The sequence below is a fragment of the Luteibacter sp. P4_D7_3 genome, from assembly GCF_056401735.1.
This window is the reverse complement of record NZ_JBFUIT010000053.1, coordinates 1-18005: the sequence shown is the minus strand read 5'-3', so window position 1 is coordinate 18005 and position 18005 is coordinate 1. Positions and strand designations below refer to the sequence as shown.

Here is an 18005-nt window from a genome sequence, read left to right as displayed (position 1 = left end):
TCTCTGGGCAGGTCGGTCGCCAATCGAGCACGGCGACCGACGTCTTGCTTACGGTTCGAAGCGGATCGTGTACTTCACCGAACCACCCGCCTTACCCGGGCCGACCGATGCGGCGATCTGCTCGAAGGCCACGACGTGGGCGAGAATCGCCTGATTGTTGTCGACGACCTTCTTCACGACCTGCTGGTCGCCCCAGATGTCGATGGGTGCCAGGTTTTCGTTAAGGAGGCGGAACTGCACGCCCGTCGCCGTACCACTGGTGACTTTCACCATGCCCGTGTTGATGTCGGTCAGCGTGCTGTCCGGATCGAACGAGGCCCACACCTTGGTGGTATCGGTGCAGGTTGTTTCACCGGTCTTGCCGACATAGATACGGAAACCGGTCTCGCCGACACGCGTGCCGATGCCCGTGAACTTCGAACCGTCTACGCCGGCCAGGGAGACGGTGAAGTCCGGACCGACGCCGCCCTCACCACTGACACTGCAGGAGACGTTGGTGATCTCACCGTCGAAGGTGATCGTACCGTCCGAAGCGGCGAAGGCCGACGGTGCGGCCAGACCCGCGAAGAGCAGGGCGGAAAGTGTTGCCTTGAGGTTCATCCAATTAACCTTTTACTGTTTTTTGTGTTGATCGACGGCCGAAGCGGCCGCCGGCGTCAGGGAGACACGGGGTCATCCCCGCGCATCACGCAGCCGAGCTCGACCAACGCGAGCGCCAGTAGAAGTTTGTAGGAGTTACCCTTCGATCCATATGGAAGATTACTCAAAAGTAAGGTTTTCTTACGTTGAGTGAGGGCGCCACCGCGTCCGTTTGGGGATCGTTCTCAAGACGTGGCGGCACTCACGTGGTAAGCGTCAGTCGAGCGATGAGGCCGGCCCGAAGAACTCGTACTTCGCCCGGGCATCAGGCACGCCCAGGTCGCGCAGTGCCCGCCGCACGGCCTTCATGAAAGGCTTCGGCCCCAGGTAGTAGGCGTCCATCGTGTCGATGGCCGGCAGCCACGCAGCGAGAAGGTCCTTGTCGAGGAAACCGGTCGCGTCGGGTTCGGCGTCACCCTTGCGCGGCGCCTCGTAGCAGTAGTACCGGCGAAGCTTGGGATGCTCCGCCGCGAGGTTGTCGATGACATCTCGAAAGGCATGCACGCCGCCATGACGCGCCGAATGGATGAAGTGAATCGGGCGTTCCGTCGCCAGCGCGGCCTGCAGCATGGCCAACGTCGGCGTGATGCCGACACCACCGCTGATGAGCACGAGTGCGCGGTCGTTATGCTCGAGCACGAAGTGGCCCGAGGGCGGAAAGAGTTCAACCGTGTCGCCTACCTGGATGTGGTCATGCAGGTGGTTGGACACCAGGCCGCCGGTTACCCGCTTGACGCTTATCCGGTAGCCCTTTTCATTCGACGCGGCCGACAACGAGTAGTTACGGCGCGCATCCTGGTTGCCCACGAGGACGCGCAGGCCGATGTACTGGCCCGGCGCATGAGCGATGACAGCGCCGCCGTCTTCCGGAACGAAGTGGAACGAGGTGATTTCGTCGCTCTCCTGCACCTTGTGCGCGACGACGAAGGTCCGCCCGTCGCGCCAGCCACCCGGGGTCGACGCCACGCGGTCATAGATGACTTCTTCGGCATCGCCGAGGATATCGGCCAGCTGCTGGTAGGCGACGCCCCAGGCCTCGAGCACCGCGTCCGTGGCGATGTCGGCACCCAATACCTCGCGGATGGCACGCAGCAAGGAAGCACCGACGACCGGATAGTGCTCGCGGCGAATCCTCAGCGATACGTGCTTGCTGATGATCGCGCCGACGAGGTCGCCGAGGGCTTCGAGCTTGTCGATGTGCCGTGCGTACATCAGCACGCCGTTGGCCAGCGCGCGCGGCTGCTCGCCTGTGGCCTGGTTGGCCTGGTTGAAGAAGGGACGCACCTCCGGATGCTCGTCGAGGAGGATGCGATAGAAGTGCGTCGTGAGCGCCTCACCACCCTGCTCGAGCAGGGGCACGGTGGAGCGGACGATGGCGCGGTGTTCGGCGGAAATCATGGGACTGCCTCTGGTTTTGGGTATGTCCTCTTTATTCACATCCCATGCCAGTTCTGACATTGTTTAAAGTTCATAGAGTTAGAATAGCGAAGGGTCGAAGTGACCCGCTCCGAGACCGGGTCACTTCGACCCTTACGAGGTCGATATGACTGCAGCACGTCCTGAACTCGATGCCCTGCTGCCGCTGGTCGACGATCTCTCCAGGGAGATTCCCGAGGCCGAGCGCTACCGGCGACTTCTCGATACCTTGCGCTTACTCGTGCCTTGCGACGCCAGCGCCCTGCTCCGTCTCGAGGGTCGCGAGCTCGTACCCCTGGCGGTCGACGGACTCACCGAGGACACGCTCGGCCGTCGCTTCGTCGTGGCGGACCATCCCCGGTTCGCCGCCTTGCTCGCGCAGGAAGGGCCGACCCTGTTCCCGCCCGATAGCGCCCTGCCCGATCCTTACGACGGCCTGGTGGAGGCTCATCTGCCGCTCGACGTGCATGACTGCATGGGCTGCCCCCTGGTGATCGACGGCAAGCCCTGGGGTCTGGTGACCCTCGATGCGCTGGAGGCAGGTCGCTTCGGACCGTCCGACCTCACTACCGTGCGCGCCTTTGCCAGCCTTGCCGCTGCCACGGTTTCGGTGGCCGAGCGGATGCGCGGCCTGCAGCGCTCCGCCGAGCACGAGCGTGCCCGCGCCGAAGGTTTCCGCCTGGCGGCCGGGCAAGTGCCCGGCCGCGCGCTTGCTGGCCGCAGCCCCGCCTTTCGGCGGCTGGTCGACGACATCGCCACCGTCGCCGGCAGCGACCTCACCGTACTGATCCGCGGCGAGACGGGCGTCGGCAAGGAACTGGTGGCCCAGGCCATCCATGCGGCCTCGCCGCGCGCCGACCGGCCGCTGATAGCGGTCAACTGCGCTGCGCTTCCCGAGCATCTGGTGGAGAGCGAGTTGTTCGGGCACGTGCGCGGTGCCTTCTCCGGCGCAACGACCGACCGCCGCGGCAAGTTCGAGCTCGCCGACCACGGCACGTTGTTTCTCGACGAAGTCGCCGACCTCTCCCTCGCGGCGCAGGCCACGCTGCTTCGCGTGATGCAGAGCGGCCAGCTGCAGCGGGTCGGGTCCGATCGCGAGCACCGGGTAAACGTACGAATCATTGCCGCAAGCAACCGCGATCTTGCCGATGAAGTGCGGGCCGGCCGCTGCCGTGCGGATTTCTACCACCGCATCAGCGTCTATCCACTACGTGTGCCAGCGTTGCGGGAGCGTGGTAACGACGTGTTGCTTCTGGCCGGTACGTTTCTCGAAGAGAATCGAGGCCGACTCGGTCTGGCAGGCCTCCGGCTGGCCAGTGACGCGCAAGCCGCCCTGCTCGCCTGGACGTGGCCGGGAAACGTGCGTGAGCTCGAACACACCATCGGCCGTAGCGCACTGAAGGCGCTGTCGCGGCAAGGGAGCAAGGCACGTGCGCTGACGTTGTCGGCGTCCGACCTCGACTTGCCCGTAGCGAAGACTGTGCCGGTCGCGGTACCCGAGAGCACCGATCAGATCACCGGCCTGTCACTCCGCGCCGATCTCGATCGCTACGAGCGCTCGGTCATCGAACGCAGTCTCCGTCGGAACGACAATAACTGGGCCGCCACGGCGCGAGAGCTCGGGATGGACCGTGCCAACCTGCGACGATCCGCAGCCCGGCTCGGCATCCCGAGATAGGCCCCAGGTTTACCGACCGATCCTGCGCAGCGGTTTGCCGCTCATCAGGTTGCTCTCGATCTGCTCCAGCGTCACGCCCTTCGTCTCCGGCACCAGCAAGAAAGTGAAAACGATGAACAGCGCGTTGAGTCCGCCATAGAGCCAGAAGGTCTGCGCATTGCCGATGCCGCTGAGCAGACTGAGGAAGGTCACGCCCACCACCCAGTTGGTAGCCCAGTTCGTAAACGTGGAGGCAGCGATACCGAAATCGCGCCCCTTAAGTGGCTGAACCTCCGAACACAGTGTCCAGATCAACGGACCGGCCGACATCGCGAAGCCGACGATGAAGAGCAGCAGCATGCCGACCGTAAAGAACTGCTCGCCGCGCGAGTGGATACCGAGTCCCATCATCGTGCCGACGACACCGAGGCCGATCGCCATGATGGTGAACCCGGCGTACAGGATTGGCTTGCGGCCCAGGCGATCGACGAGACCGAAGGCGATCAGGGTTGCCAGCACGTTCGTCAGGCCGACCGCCGCGGTGAACCACATCTGGGCGTGGGTGTCGTAACCCATGTCCTTGAAGATGCGCGGCGCGTAGTACATCACGACGTTCATGCCGGTAAATTGCTGCATGGCCTGCAGCAGCACGCCGAGGCCCACCGAGCGACGGAAGTTGCCGTTGTCCCGGAACATGCTCCAGCCGTGCTGCTTGGTCTTCAGCTGTTCGTCGATGGCGGCGATTTCCTGCTTTACCACCGCCTCGTCGCCGCGCAGCTTCGCAAGCACCACCTGGGCTTCCTCGCGACGGCCACGCATGAGCAACCAGCGCGGACTATCGGGAAGGAAGAACAGACCGATCAGGAAAAGTACGCCCGGAGCGGCGATGATGCCGAGCATCCAGCGCCAGTTACCGGTCGAGCTGAAGGCCGTGTCCGAGAGAAAGGCGAGAAGGATGCCCGTGGTGATCATCAGCTGATAGGTGGAGATCATGGCACCGCGAATTTTCTCCGGAGCCACTTCGGCAAGGTACAACGGCGCGGTAAACGTCGCCACGCCGATAGCCACGCCCAGTACGCAGCGCGCCACGATGAGAATCGTTGGCGACCCGGCGACCGCACAGAACAGCGAGCCACCGATGAACACCACGCCAGCGAACATCAGTGAGCGCTTACGGCCCAGTGTGGCGGACATCCAACCCGCGGCCAGCGCGCCGACGCACGCGCCCAACATCATCGAACTGACGATCCACTCCACCATGCTGTCCGACACCTTGAAGTCGGACTGGATGAACTGGGTCGCGCCCGAGATCACACCGATATCAAGGCCGAACATCAGCCCGGCGAGGGCGGCGAGGATACACGTGGTGACTATGGCCGCCTTCGGGTGGGCGGCCTTCGCTTCCTGTTTTACGGTGGCATCCATGGGATCGGTTCCTTATACGAAAAGGCAGATGCCAGGCATTGGATGCCTCGACATGTATCCGACCCGTATGCGATGTGTCGGCACGGGGTGAGTCCGCAAGAAAATGCGCGAAAACGGCAAAGTCGTTGAGAGTGGCTATCGCGATCGGCGACTGCCTTCATGATGGATGCAACCTCATCGCGCTGGCCTGTTCACCATGCGTCATTGCCGCGTCGCCGCGTGTATTTTCCGACGTTGACCACCGAAACACGCGAGCGTTGCCAAGCGTGACAAGCATTGGCCTGTGTTAGCGTCGATCTGTTAATCCTTACGCATATAACCGCCTTGCTCATGTCTTCCTCCCGCTCCCCGATTGACGATCCCACCCTCACCACGCGCGACGCCGCGCGCCTGCTTGGCATCTCCGTAAGCACCGCACAGAAGTGGATCGAAAGCGGCGCGCTCGAATCCTGGAAGACGCCCGGCGGCCATCGCCGTATGCGCCAGAGCGCGGTCATCGCGCTGCTCGAGGAACGCACGGCAATGTCCGCGGACTCCCTCCAATGCATGCCGCAGGAGTTACGAGCCGAGCGCTCTCCGAACTATCCGGTACCGCACGACGAAGCCGCACGACTACGTATGGTCGGCCGTACGGGCTTGCTGGACACGCCCGCCGATCCGGCATTCGATCGCATCACGCGGCTGGCCTTATTGATCGCAGGCACCCCGGTCTCGTTTATTTCGCTGCTCACCGCGAAGCGTCAGTGGTTCAAGTCGACGCAGGGAACGAAACTGCGGGAAACACCTCGCGCCCTGGCGTTCTGCAGCCACGCCATTCTCGGCGAGGACATGGTCACCGTCGAAGATACGCGGCAGGACGCGCGCTTCAACGCGAGCCCGCTGCTTGCCGGTGAGCCGCACATCCGCTTCTACGCGGGTTGCCCCCTGCGGGGTCCGGACGGCCATGCCCTGGGGACCCTGTGCGTTGTCGACCGCATGCCGCGACGGCTCGACGCCTCGCAGAAAGAAGGCCTGCGCGCGTTGGCGGATATCGCCGAAGATGAAATCCGCCTGTACATGGTGGAACACGGCCGCCGCTGGGGTTAACCAGGCAGCGGAGCCCACGGGTCGTAGCTGCCGAAGTACCACAGGTGACCCTCGGGATCGCGGGCGGAGTAACCGGCGCCGCCGTATTCCTTCTCTTCGTAGTCGTCGACGATACGCGCACCGCGGGACCTGGCGGTCTCATAGTGCGCCCGCACGTCGCTCACGAAGACGCAGGGACACTGCGTTTCGCGGCCGCCGACTTCATCGGGCTGAACCATGTGCTGGCTGAAAGGCGTGTCGTCGCGGGCCGAGCCGAGCATGATCATGCCGCCGCCGAAGGTCAGCTGAGCATGATCGACGATGTGCTGATGCTCCGCGTTGACGTACACGGCATGTTTTTCGAAACCGAACGCGGAGCAGAGGAAATCGATAGCCTCCAGGGCGTCCCGGTATCGCAGGCAGGGAACGATCGTGCTGTTCATGGCGTGAGCTCCTCGTCGGGGAGCCCCTACGTTACGCCAGTTCGGCCACGGCGCGCCGAACCGAGTCGATACCGTGGGCCTGCGTGTTCGTTGCCCGCGCCACGTCCGACACGCGGTCGAGCAACGCGCTGACCGCAGTCAGGATGTCACCCATGGCCGCCCCGGCCTCCCCGCTTCGCTCACTGCCTTCGCGGACGCGGTCGAGCGTGCTCTCGATCAGGCTGCGGATCTCCCGAGCGGACGCAGCACTGCGTTGCGAGAGCATGCGCACCTCCTGGGCCACGACGGCGAAACCCTTCCCATGGGTTCCGGAGCGCGCCGCCTCGATGGCGGCGTTCAGGGCCAGGATATTCGTCTGGAACGCGATCGAATCGATCAGGCTGACGATCTCCGCGATGTCCTGTGCACCGCCCTGTATGGCCGCCATGGTAGCGATGACCGCTTCGACCATGGCGCCGCCATCGGCGGCAGAACGACTTGCGTCGTTGGCCAGCGCATTCGTCACGCGTGCTTGCTCGGCGATGGCTGGCACGGTGTCGGCCAACTCCGTGAGAGAGGCATGAAGTGCGCGCGTGGCGCGCGTCTGCGCCGACACGTCGGTGGCGTACTTCACCACCTTGAACGGCCGCCCGGCCATGTCGAGGATCGGGTTGTAGCTACCCTGGATCCACACTTCGCGGCCTTGCCTATCGACGCGGCGATACAGCGACGAATCGTATTCGCCGCGTCCGAGCTTCTCCCAGAACGCCCGGTACTCGGCGCCTTCGCGGTCCACGCGATCGACGAACATCCGGTGGTGCTGGCCGATCACTTCGTCACGCGTGTAGCCCATGGTGGCAAGGAAGTTGTCGTTGGCGTCGAGGATGATGCCGTCGAGACTGAAACTGATAACGGCCTGGGCTTTGTCGATGGCAGCGAGGCGTCCTTCCATGTCGGCGGCACGCAGCCGCTGCTCGGTCACGTCGGTGGCGAACTTCACGACCTTGACCGGACGTCCGCGACCATCGAGCACCGGGTTATAGCTCGCCTGAATCCAGACCTCGCGCCCGTTCGCCCCGAACCGCCGATAGAGACCGACGTCGGGCTCCCCCTTGCCGAGGCGGGCCCAGAAATCGGCGTAGGCCGCGCTCCCTGCTTCCGATGGATCGACGAACATGCGGTGATGCCTGCCGATGATGTCCTCGCGCGCATAGCCGAGGGCTGCCAGGAAGTTGGCGTTCGCATCGAGGATGGTGCCGTCGAGCGCGAACTCAATCACGGCCTGGGTGCGATCGATCGCAGCGATCTTTCCGCGCATATCGGTTCGCGAATGTCCGAAGAGCGTGCGAAGACGCGTGACGATGTCGATGCGCATGATCGTTGCCTGCCCGATGACGGTGTTCGATCATTGTTATCGACACCTGCGGGGAAGAGCTGTAAGTGAGATGCCGATTTCGCGTACGGATTGCTGGTTATCGCCGATAAATCGGCTCCTACAAATCGCGGTTTTGACGAATCTGGTTTATTCGACGGCGCCGATCGTCAGATCACGTGAATCCGTGCGCCCGTGGTCGTCAACGACGCGAATGAGGAAACGTCCTGTGCGTTCGGGCGCCCACATAAGCGGCTGACCGCTCGCCACGCTCCCCAGGTAAGCGTCGTCGGCAAACCAGTAGAGCGCCCGGGAGCTGGCATCCGTCGTCGCAGCGAAAGTAATGCGTTCGCTGCCCAGGCGGGAAACGCGAATCTGATAGGTACTGCCCTTCAGCGGGGACGTGATCTTCGGCGGATCGCCGGCCAGCTGACCACCGCCCTGGCAATCCGGCAACGGTGGCGGCGTGCGGCGTGCCATGCCCGCCTGCGCGAAGACGCGCGCCAGGTCGGACGGCCAGTACTCGTACACCTCCGTCCGCGTACGTTCGGGATCGTAGGGTGGACAGGCCGGTTTCCCGCTGTCCTTGTCCACCACCACGGGACGATGGATGTTGCTCACGCGGATCGGCGACTTGCCTGGAATGAACCAGGTACTGCCCACCTGGGGGCACCATGCATTCGGAAGTTCGCCGCTAGCCAGGCAAATCGGCACGCGGCGGAGGTTGGGCGGATTCCGTCGGATCGGTTCCGCCAGCCCCGGCCGTTCGGCACGCAGGGCATCCGCGATACGGAAGAACAGCGGCGCGGCGGCATCCACGCCGACGAAAGCCGGGTTGCCGCTGCCGTCGAAATTGCCTATCCAGACCACCAGGACGTAAGGACCGAAGCTACCGGCTGTCCATGCATCCCGGAAACTCCACGACGTGCCGGTCTTCCAGTAAAGCGGCAACCGGGAAGGCTGGGCCGCCACCGCGTCATCCGGCCGCGGATTCTGGCGCAACATGTCCATGACCATGAAACTCGCTTCTTCGCTGAGCATCCTCGTGCCCTTCGTGCGCGGCTGGGCTGCAAGCGTACGCAGCGGGCGCAGTTCGCCGCGGTCGGCAAGCATGGCGTACAGGCCACCGAGCTCCTGCATGGTGACTTCCCCACCGCCGAGGACGAGGGCCAGTCCGTAATGTTTCTCGCTGGCCATGCGTGAGACGCCGGCGTCGTGCAGGAACTGGTACAGATTCGGGTTAGCGAGCCTGGCAGCGATCTGCACCGCGGGAATGTTGCGACTACGGACCAGGGCCTGCGTCGCCGTCACAGGGCCGAGGAAGTGACCGTCGAAATTCTCCGGCGTGTACGGACCGAACGCCGATGGCACGTCGCGAAGAACGGTTTCGGGATGAAGAAGGCCCTGGTCGAAGCCAAGGGCGTAGATGAAGGGCTTCAATGTCGACCCCGGCGAACGCTTCGCCTGCGTGCCGTTCACCTGCCCGAATATGGACGAGTCGAAGTAGTCGGCCGAACCGACCATCGCCTTGACGCCCATGTCGCGCGTGTCGATCAGGATCGCCGCGGCATTGCGGATGCCGCGGTCGCCACTGCGCTGCACGTACTGGCGAACCTGTCGCTCCAGACTGTGTTGCAGCCCGAGATCGAGCGTGGTCGTGATCCGCATGTCGTCGTCGCCATCGAGACGGCGCTCGGCGAGTACCTGCTCGACGAAGTGCGGTGCCTCGAAAGGCAGGCGCGATAGCGGGCGTAGCCGTAACGGCAGGTCGAACAGAGGTGCGGCGTTGGCATCGGCTGGGTGCTTCGTGATCCAGCGGCTAAAGAGACGATCGCGCGATGCCTTCAGCGCAATCCCGATGACGGCGCTGCCGTTGACATCACCCGGAAGTCCCCGGGACGGATCCTGCGGAATCACCGCCAGCGTCAACGCTTCCGGCAGGCTTAGTCTTGCCGGAGCCTTGCCGAAGTACGCAAGGCTGGCCGCGCCCACGCCTTCCACGTTGCGTCCATAGGGGGCGGCGTTGAGGTAGGCCTCGAGGATATCGTGTTTGGAATAGCGGGCCTCCAGCTGGACGGCGCGCATCGCCTGCACCAGTTTGCCTCGAGGACTCCGCGTGTCGAGATGCCAGATCAGCCGGGCAAGCTGCATGGTGATCGTGGAGCCCCCCTGCCGACTGCCATGCCTGGCATACGTCACCCAGGCACCGCGCACGAGACCCCACGCACTCACGCCAGGATGCCAACGGAACCAACGATCCTCATGCAGCAGCACGCCATCGACGAAGGCGGGTGACATGTCTTCGAGCGGGACCCAGAGTCGGTAACGATCGTCGCTGGCGAGGGTAAGACGAAGTAGCCGGCCGTCTGCGTCGTAGACCGCCGTGGACGAGGGAAACCAGGCGCGCAACGGTTCGTGTGGCCAGCATCTGAGCACCACGGGTAAAGCGGCAAACAGCAGCAACGCCACAAGGGCGTTGTGCCATTTGATGCGACGGAAGCGGTGAAGACTGTTCATCGGTGCGACGGAAACGCCTTTGGTTTCGTGTCGGCCCGTTACGGTTTACGTTGGACGGTTATCGCGCCGCCGCCCGGGGCGCGTGCCTGGACGCCGCGGTCGTAGAGCGATTCGATCAGTGCAGGCGGAATCACGAACTTACCGGCGTTGGTCGCCTTGATGCGGTAGATGAACTCCTGCACGTCGGTACTGGCCGAGCCGTAGACCACCACGCGATCCTCGCGGACATCCGCGTACTCGGGCTTCCAGGTGGACTCGGGGTTGCCGATAGGTGAATGCCAGGCAGGTGTGTTGTCGTCGGCGCCATCGGCCGTGCCACCATTGCCTTCGGCATCGCTATCGGCATCGCCGTTGCCCGATGCGTCCGACGTTGCCTCGTCCGAAGACGGTGCCGCCTCCGCAGCATCGGCAGGTGGCGCGGTGTCCAGCACCGGTTCGAAGCCACCGGGCAGCAGGTCGACGATCGCGACGTCGAACACATCGTGATCGGTCGTGGAGCGCACCCTCACGTGCACGTCGATCTCGTCGCCTGTATTGACCGTGTCAACGGATTTGCCATTGGTGTCCGTATACGTGCGGGTAATCTCCAGGCCATCCTTGCGCGTATCCGTGGACGGCTTGCGATCGAATCCTGTCTGCGCGACGCCATACCAGGCCGTCGCGTCGGCGTCATTGACCAGACGCAGGCGCTGCGCCCCGGTCGACCAGTGGCCGTCCACCAAAGACCCCTTCACGACGCCGATCGGTGTCACCGTGCCGTTGGCCGCCACCGAACCGATCGAGAGCTTGCTCACGTCGCCGCCTGCCTGCGAGGCCCACGCATCCAGCGCCATGATGATCATGCCGGAGGAAAGCGTGTTGTAGTGGCCCTTGGCCAGCGGGCGTACGAGGTTCTCGATCGTCTCCGGCGGCAGGGTCTTCGCCTGCTCCGGGAAGTGCTTGGCAAGCAGGTAAAGGACCGACGCGTCACGGATGGGTGTGTCGTAGTAATCGCTGTAGTCGTAAGTCTCATCCGCCGGCTTGCGCGAGAGCAGCTTGCGCGGGCGCGACATCAGGTCGTTGGCCAGCTTGTCCTGATGAAGCATCTGGTAGGACGCGGCCAGCCACGCGGCGGCGAGATCGTCGTGCCACTGCTTCGGGTAGACCTCTTCCAGGCGACGCTGCACCGAGGCGAGGTCGTTCGTGGTGACATTGCCCTGGCGTGTCAGCAGGTAGATCGCGTAAGCGCGCTGGCGCATTTCCACCAGCGTGTCGCCACTGTCATCGGCGGCGATCTGGCGGAGGGCGTTGTCCGCCGATGCCAGCAGATCCGCCGGCACGGCCACGCCGTGGTCGCCTGCTTCGATGAGGTAATGAACCGCGTAGTCCGTCGCGAACACATGCGTGTCCGGCGTCGCCGTCCACAGTCCGAAGCCACCCTGGCCGTTCTGACGGGCACGAAGCACGTCGAACAGGGCAGCGACCGGATCCGCTGGTGCGGTCTCGTCACCCGACATGCGCGCCGGCTTGACGTCGCCGAACTCCGTTCGCTTGCCGAGGATCAGGGCCGGCATCGCGGCACTGATCACCTGCTCGGTGCAGTAATGCGGGAAGTCGACGAGATACGTGGCGAGGCCGCGCGCCAGCACCACAGGTACGGTCGAGAACGAAGCGTCACGCTTGGCGTATTCATCGTGCATGTCGCGTAGCGATGTCACGTCGGCGCGTCCGTGCGCGTCGACCCGACCGAAGGCGAGGTCCGTCCGCAGGGGCGACGCGGGGCGTACGGACAGGTCCACACTCTGCTTCGCGGACTTACCGTTGAAACCGGCAGTGAACGTCATGTTGCCCGAACCCAGCTTGTCGGTGGCCCTCACGCGGAAGATCGCCACGCCTTCGCGCATCTCGCCGAGGCTCAGTGTCTTCGTCGCATCGCCGACGATCTGCAAGGGCGGGCCGAGCTTCAGGGTCACTGCGACCGGCACCTCCTTGCCACCGAGGCCAGTGAGGTTGTTGGCCACACCCACACTGATCTCTGCCTCGTCACCCGGCGCGAGCGTCGTCGGCACATTGGGCGAGAGCACGAAGTCACCACGCACCGTGGTCGCTCCCTCGAAGGTACCGATTTTCTCCGGCGAGACGCTGACCGCCATGACACGCAGCTTCCCATTGAAGTAGTCGGGAACCTTGTACGTGAGGTCACGCGAACCGTCGATGTCGACGATACCGGACCAGTACGCCACCGGCTTGTCCCGCTTTCGCCGGAACGGATTGAGTTGGCGCCCAATGGCACCGTCCGCATCGCCTCCGGGGGCGGCCATCGTCATCAACTTCTGGAAGTCCGGGATGATCAGGTCGAGGATCTGCGACGTGGACACTTCCAGCATGCGCTTGCGGAAGAAGTACTGCAGCGGATCGCCCAGCTTGTAATGCGCCACCTGCAGGATGCCCTCGTCGACGGCGAATACAACCGCGCGCGTCGGTGTCGTGGAGGTCACGTGGAAGGTGATGGTATCGCCAGGCTTGACCAGCTGCGGCGACTCGACGGCCAGCACGTTGCGCCTGGCATCCATGTTCACCGAGAACGGGACCACGCCGAACGACAGCGGGCTCATGAAAATCTCGTCCGAGGAGGGGTCGCGCACGTACTGCACGGTGATGTATCCGTTGCCTTCGAAGTCCGCCGGCACCGTGATGTGCTGGACGGTGCTGGTCGAATCGGCATGGAACCAGGCGTGAGCGTAGACCTTGTCGCGCTCGATGGTGATCAGGCCGCTACCGGCATACGGCGCGCGGATGGCGATATCCACCGCCTCGCCCGGTGCGTAGTCCTTCTTCGACAGCGTCAGCTGGAGCTCGGCATTGCGTTCAAGCGAACGCGACACGTTGCCTTCGCCAGCCACCGACCAGGCGACACGATTGATTTCCTTGCCTTCGGCGTTCTTCAGTACCAGCGCGAAGTTGCCCGGCTTGTCCGTTGGAAGTGTTACGTCGAGGCCCGCGGCCGGGAGGGTCAGTGGCGTCTCCGATACCGTGGTCTCACGGGCTTTGGACTCGTACTTGAAGACCCCGGAGTCCTGCTTGGTCAGCACGGAGACGAAGCGCGTTTCGACGATCGCCTGCTTGAGGCCCTTTAAGTCGATGCGTTTCGCGGTGGGGTCGATAGCGACCAGGTTGACGATGCGTTTCGCGTCTCGGCTCACATAGTCGAGGTTGTCGACCGCCTTGTAGCCGACGAGCCAGTCGTTTGACGACACCATGCCCTGCGTGGCCGCGGCCACGCTGCGTCCGCCTTCGGCTTCATAGGCCTTGGCCAGGAAGTAGAGCTGGTACGTAGCGTCGGCATACTTGGACAGGTCCAGTGCAAACTCCGCGTGCCCCTTGTCGTCGGTCTTCGCGTCGGCGAGCTTCTCCTCGAAGCCTTCCTTCGCACGACGCACGTCGTAGAAGTGATAGTCCTTGTAGCTGGGGAAAGAGGGGAACGCCGGGCGCAAGGTGAGCGAACCCTCGACGCGCCGGTCCGCGGCGGGCGTCCCGAACAGATTCCGGACGTCGACCAGCGCCTTCAGCTGCGCGGGCTTCACCCAACCCTCAGTCACCGCGGTGGAGAGCTTCGCCGACACCTTCATGCGGTCGGGCTGGAATTCCTTGACCTGGACCGTGGTACTACCGATCTGCGAGTACGGCTTGCCGTCCTTGGCGATGTATAGGTTCACGGTCCAGTTGCCGGTCGGCGAGGTCTCGGCCGTGGTGTGGTCGAGCTCGGCGAAACCTGCGGCGTCCATCGAGATGGTCTGCTGGCGTACCGTCGTGCCGCGGGGATCGACCACCTCGGCGATCAGGGGCATGCCGGCGACGCTGCGCGTCCAGCTGTTCGCGCGCACGATCATGCCAATGTGGAAAAGGTCGCCCGGCCGATAGATGCCACGATCGGAGAACAGGTAGCCGGACAGCTGACCCTGGCTGTGCGCGTTGGGTTCGCCGCCGATGTCGAAACGGGAGAAATCGAGCGTGCGGTCGTACGAGGTCACGGGCAGGAAGGAGAGATCCTCCCCCTGGCGTACGACATACATGGCCGGGGCCTTCTCCTGGGTGAAGCCCTTGAGGTTAGCGAAGTGCGCCTTGCCGTCCGCCCCGGTGTTCTGGGTGAACAGTGTGCTGCCGTTCTTCGCGATCACCGCAAMGGATGCACCCGACACCGGTGAGCCCGTGCGAATGGACTGCACGAAGATGTCCTGGCTACCGTCCATCGACTTCTTGGCAATCACGCCAAGATCGGTGATCACGACGAGGCGTTCGTCCTTCGGCCAGTCGTATGGCACGCGGTCGGTATCGTCATCGTCTTTCGCTGCATCAGCCGCTGCGGCGTCGGCATCGGCACCCGCGTCACGGGCAGCCGCTTCGCGTGCCGCCTTGACCCGGCGATCGCGTGCTTCCCGATCGGCCTTTTCGTCGTAACCGGACAGCTTGAGCAGGAACACACCGCGCTTGCCGGCAGCAAGGTACTGGCCGAGGTCGAAGCCTTCGTAGTGGGCCTTGCCCGCGCCTTCGTCTGGAAAGGAAACCTTCTTCACGAAACGATCGACGATATGGTCAGACGTGAACCCATACATCTCGGGCTTGGTGTAGCTGCCCGAATTGAGCGACACCAGGTGTTGCAGCTGATCGGGAAGAACCCGGCCGACCTCGACGCGCATGCCCGGCATGTTCCGGGAGACGACGGAGATGCGCTTGTCACCGCTCAGCGAAAGCAGGGAGCCGTCCGCCATGAAGCGAAGCAGGCGCGGATAGTCGGGCACGCTGAGGATGTCCACCCGCGGCTTGGCCATGACATAGCCGCCGAACGAGGTCATGCCCTTCTCGACCCGCACGTAGATGCGCTGGCCCGGCTGCGCGTGATAGCGGAAGCTCTGCGCGGCCGACCAGTCGTTCTCGGTAGGTACGACTTCCGGCTTGAGCTGGGTAAAGGAACGAAGATCGCTGTCGCTGATGGTGCTTGTCGACCAGCTGCGCTTGTTGTCCTGCGGAACGACCCAGGCGCGGAGATGCTTGGTCAGCTCGGCATCGCTGACCGGACCGCCGAAGTTCATCACCACGACCTGTTCCGGCTCGAAGCGTGCGTTGTCGACCAGCGTGGCTGAGACCTCATCGAGCGTAAGGCTGTACAGGCCGGGCACGCGTACCGCGGTCTCGAGAGCCTTTTCGGTGCCATCGCCCCCACGGCTGCTGCGCACGCCATCGTCCATCTTGAGACCCACCGAGCCATCGTCGCGTGGGAGCTGCAGGGGCTGCGAGTGAACGAAAGCGTTGAGGTGATGCTCGTCGTAGGTGACGCTGAACTTGAGTTCCGCGCCGCGCTTCTCGTCACGATTGCGCAGATCGAGCGCCAGGCGCTTCTCCAGTTGCGCCGGGTCCACCGGGTAGTTGAAGCCCAACTGGACGATGGTCTTCTTCTTGGTCGGATCCTGTGGATCCTGGTAGAACTCGCCGTTGACCACGCGCGCCGTGAAGGGTGCCGTGGCAACGTCGAAGTGATCGTCCGCCAGCAGCACGTGTGGCGCGAACACCTTGGCTTTGTCGAAACGGACCTCGATCTTCCGTCCCACGGGCCAGTCGGCGGCCGGGACGAACTTCAGCACACGGTCGCTTTCCCAGCTCCACTGACCGGCAAGCTTCGGGTCCATGGCGATGCCGTCGGTGACGGGCTTGCCCAGCGACTCGAGCTTTGCCGCCGAGGCGGAGAACGTCACCGTGAGGGGATGAACGCTCACGGGGGCACGGTCGTAGTCGCTGATGTCCGGCGCCGGCGCCTCGAAAGTGATCCGGTTCGGCTCGACCGGTTTGGGTCGGTTCTCCCACCAGTGCCAGCCGAACCACCCGGCTGCGGCGACGATGAGCACGCCGGCGATCGTTCCCGTGAACTTCAGGGGATGCTGGCGAGCGGCTCGCCCGGTCGCGGGTACCCAGGAGGGCGCGGACCAGGACATGTTGCCGAAGATGGGCCGGAGGACGCCCGCGAGCAGCCAGAGCAGGCCGCGCAGCAGGCGCACGGGTAACGACGCGATGAAACGAAGCAGATCCATGTTCCCTTCCGATCCTTTGATTCGTGTGACGGCGCGAAGCCGTGCCCGCGGATACATCAACGCCGGCCACGCGCCCGAGGCGGTGTTCCGGCAGTGTGACGTTGGTCCCCAAGGAGATGTTGCGCGCGACCCCTGTCGCGGCGACGTCCGGATTCTGACATGGCGGCGCCAGACTTCGGGAGTTTTGCGGGCGTTACTAAGTAGGACTACTTAGACGGACGCCCGGGTCCGATACGTATGAGCCTATGCGCAATAGAAGAAATCGGAAAATTCCCCCGAATTTGCCGCGCCGTGATCGATCTCACGCGTTCGGTCCAAAGACATTCATCGCGCCTGCGACTTGCGATATGGTTGACCTGCACGGGGACGAGCGAAGGGGAAAAGGGATGTACGACGAGGCCAAGAGTCCTTATGAGAGGGCCCTCAGCGCGAGCGACGGCGAGTTTCGCGAGCTCGCCGATTTTGCACCCGTCATGATCTGGCGTGCGGGTACGGACCAGCTCTGCGACTGGTTCAATACGCCCTGGCTGACGTACACCGGCCGCCCGATGATCGACGAAGTGGGCGATGGATGGGCCGGAGGCGTACATCCTGAAGACCTGCAACGTTGCCTGTCCATCTATGGAGGCGCCTTCCAGGCACGTGAGCCGTTCTCGATGGAATACCGGCTTCGCCGATACGACGGCGAGTACCGCTGGCTCCTCGACACTGGCAAACCCTTCTATCGGGACGATCGCTTTGCCGGGTACTGGGGAAGCTGCATCGATGTGACGGCTCATCGCGATGCCGCACGCGCGCAGCGGATCCTCGTCAACGAGCTGAGCCACCGGGTGAAGAACACGCTCGCCGTGGTCCAGGCCATGGCCACGCAGACCTTCACCGGCGGCCGGCCGATGGCCGAATGCCTTGCTGCGTTCGAGAGCCGGCTGCGGGCCCTGGCGGGGGCGCACGACCTGCTGGTCACCCACGCCTGGGAGGAGGTGGCGCTACGCGGTGTCGTGGAAGCCACCATCGCTCCCCACGACCCGGGCAACGCACGCATCGCCATCGGTGGCCCTCCCCTCATGCTCGCCTCGGCCACCGCCGTGGCCGTTGCCATGGCCGTACACGAGTTGCTGACCAACGCGGCCAAATATGGGGCGCTGACGACCGCATCCGGTCGGGTGGACCTGGGCTGRCAATTCGACGCCGCATCCGAACGCCTGCGTATGACCTGGAAGGAGAGCGGTGGCCCGCCCGTGGTCATCCCTGCCCACCGGGGCTTCGGGATTCGCTTTATCGAGCGGGTACTGGCCTGCCAGGCGGGCGGGGAAGCGACGGTCGCCTTCGAGGAGGACGGTGTCCGTTGCTGTTTCGAGGCGCCGGCGCGGTCCTGGCGACACGCCGCTGAAAATAATCGTACGCCCGTGTCGATTCCCTGAGGGCACAAT

General features: G+C 64.1%; 9 protein-coding genes and 2 pseudogenes. 3 read left to right on the top strand and 8 right to left on the bottom strand.

Annotated elements, in window-relative coordinates; translation table 11 throughout:
- Nucleotides 1–48 precede the first annotated feature (48 nt).
- Both AC1DSN_RS07690 and hmpA read right to left on the bottom strand, forming a co-directional pair.
- Nucleotides 49–600 (bottom strand): fimbrial protein, encoded by a 552-nt coding sequence (locus AC1DSN_RS07690; protein ID WP_477293292.1) that lies wholly within the window; start codon nt 598–600, stop codon nt 49–51.
- 255 nt (nt 601–855) lie between these two features.
- A complete protein-coding gene (gene hmpA, locus AC1DSN_RS07685; protein ID WP_477293290.1) occupies nt 856–2037 on the bottom strand; it encodes an NO-inducible flavohemoprotein in 1182 nt (393 codons plus the stop codon).
- 145 nt (nt 2038–2182) lie between these two features.
- On the opposite strand from hmpA, the gene norR reads away from it, so the two are divergent.
- The gene (norR, locus tag AC1DSN_RS07680) at nt 2183–3733 is read left to right on the top strand and encodes a nitric oxide reductase transcriptional regulator NorR (RefSeq protein WP_477330175.1); all 1551 of its coding nucleotides are present in this window, start codon (nt 2183–2185) and stop codon (nt 3731–3733) included.
- Nucleotides 3734–3742: 9 nt separating this feature from the next.
- Here the strand turns inward: norR and AC1DSN_RS07675 are convergent, their stop codons facing one another.
- The gene (locus AC1DSN_RS07675) at nt 3743–5137 is read right to left on the bottom strand and encodes a sugar porter family MFS transporter (protein ID WP_082878892.1); all 1395 of its coding nucleotides are present in this window, start codon (nt 5135–5137) and stop codon (nt 3743–3745) included.
- A 330-nt stretch (nt 5138–5467) separates the two neighbouring features.
- On the opposite strand from AC1DSN_RS07675, the gene AC1DSN_RS07670 reads away from it, so the two are divergent.
- Nucleotides 5468–6223: a helix-turn-helix domain-containing protein gene (locus tag AC1DSN_RS07670; RefSeq protein ID WP_477293286.1), complete on the top strand. Its 756-nt coding sequence runs from the start codon at nt 5468–5470 to the stop codon at nt 6221–6223.
- On the opposite strand, the gene AC1DSN_RS07665 is transcribed toward AC1DSN_RS07670, so the two are convergent.
- The 5 genes and pseudogenes from AC1DSN_RS07665 to AC1DSN_RS07645 form a co-directional block, all read right to left on the bottom strand.
- Complete coding sequence (locus AC1DSN_RS07665; RefSeq protein ID WP_063570743.1) at nt 6220–6645, bottom strand: VOC family protein; 426 nt, start codon at nt 6643–6645, stop codon at nt 6220–6222. The genes AC1DSN_RS07670 and AC1DSN_RS07665 overlap by 4 nt on opposite strands.
- A gap of 31 nt (nt 6646–6676) precedes the next feature.
- Nucleotides 6677–7126: pseudogene (locus AC1DSN_RS07660) on the bottom strand (methyl-accepting chemotaxis protein); the annotation flags it as partial.
- A gap of 93 nt (nt 7127–7219) precedes the next feature.
- Nucleotides 7220–7999, bottom strand: a pseudogene (locus tag AC1DSN_RS07655) (PAS domain-containing protein); the annotation flags it as partial.
- A gap of 147 nt (nt 8000–8146) precedes the next feature.
- Nucleotides 8147–10513, bottom strand: coding sequence for a penicillin-binding protein 1C (gene pbpC, locus AC1DSN_RS07650; RefSeq protein ID WP_477330173.1), 2367 nt, complete (start codon nt 10511–10513; stop codon nt 8147–8149).
- 38 nt (nt 10514–10551) lie between these two features.
- Nucleotides 10552–16575, bottom strand: coding sequence for an alpha-2-macroglobulin (locus AC1DSN_RS07645; RefSeq protein ID WP_477330171.1), 6024 nt, complete (start codon nt 16573–16575; stop codon nt 10552–10554).
- 386 nt (nt 16576–16961) lie between these two features.
- Between AC1DSN_RS07645 and AC1DSN_RS07640 the strand changes: the two genes are divergently transcribed.
- Nucleotides 16962–17996, top strand: coding sequence for a sensor histidine kinase (locus AC1DSN_RS07640; RefSeq protein ID WP_477330169.1), 1035 nt, complete (start codon nt 16962–16964; stop codon nt 17994–17996).
- Nucleotides 17997–18005 lie beyond the last annotated feature (9 nt).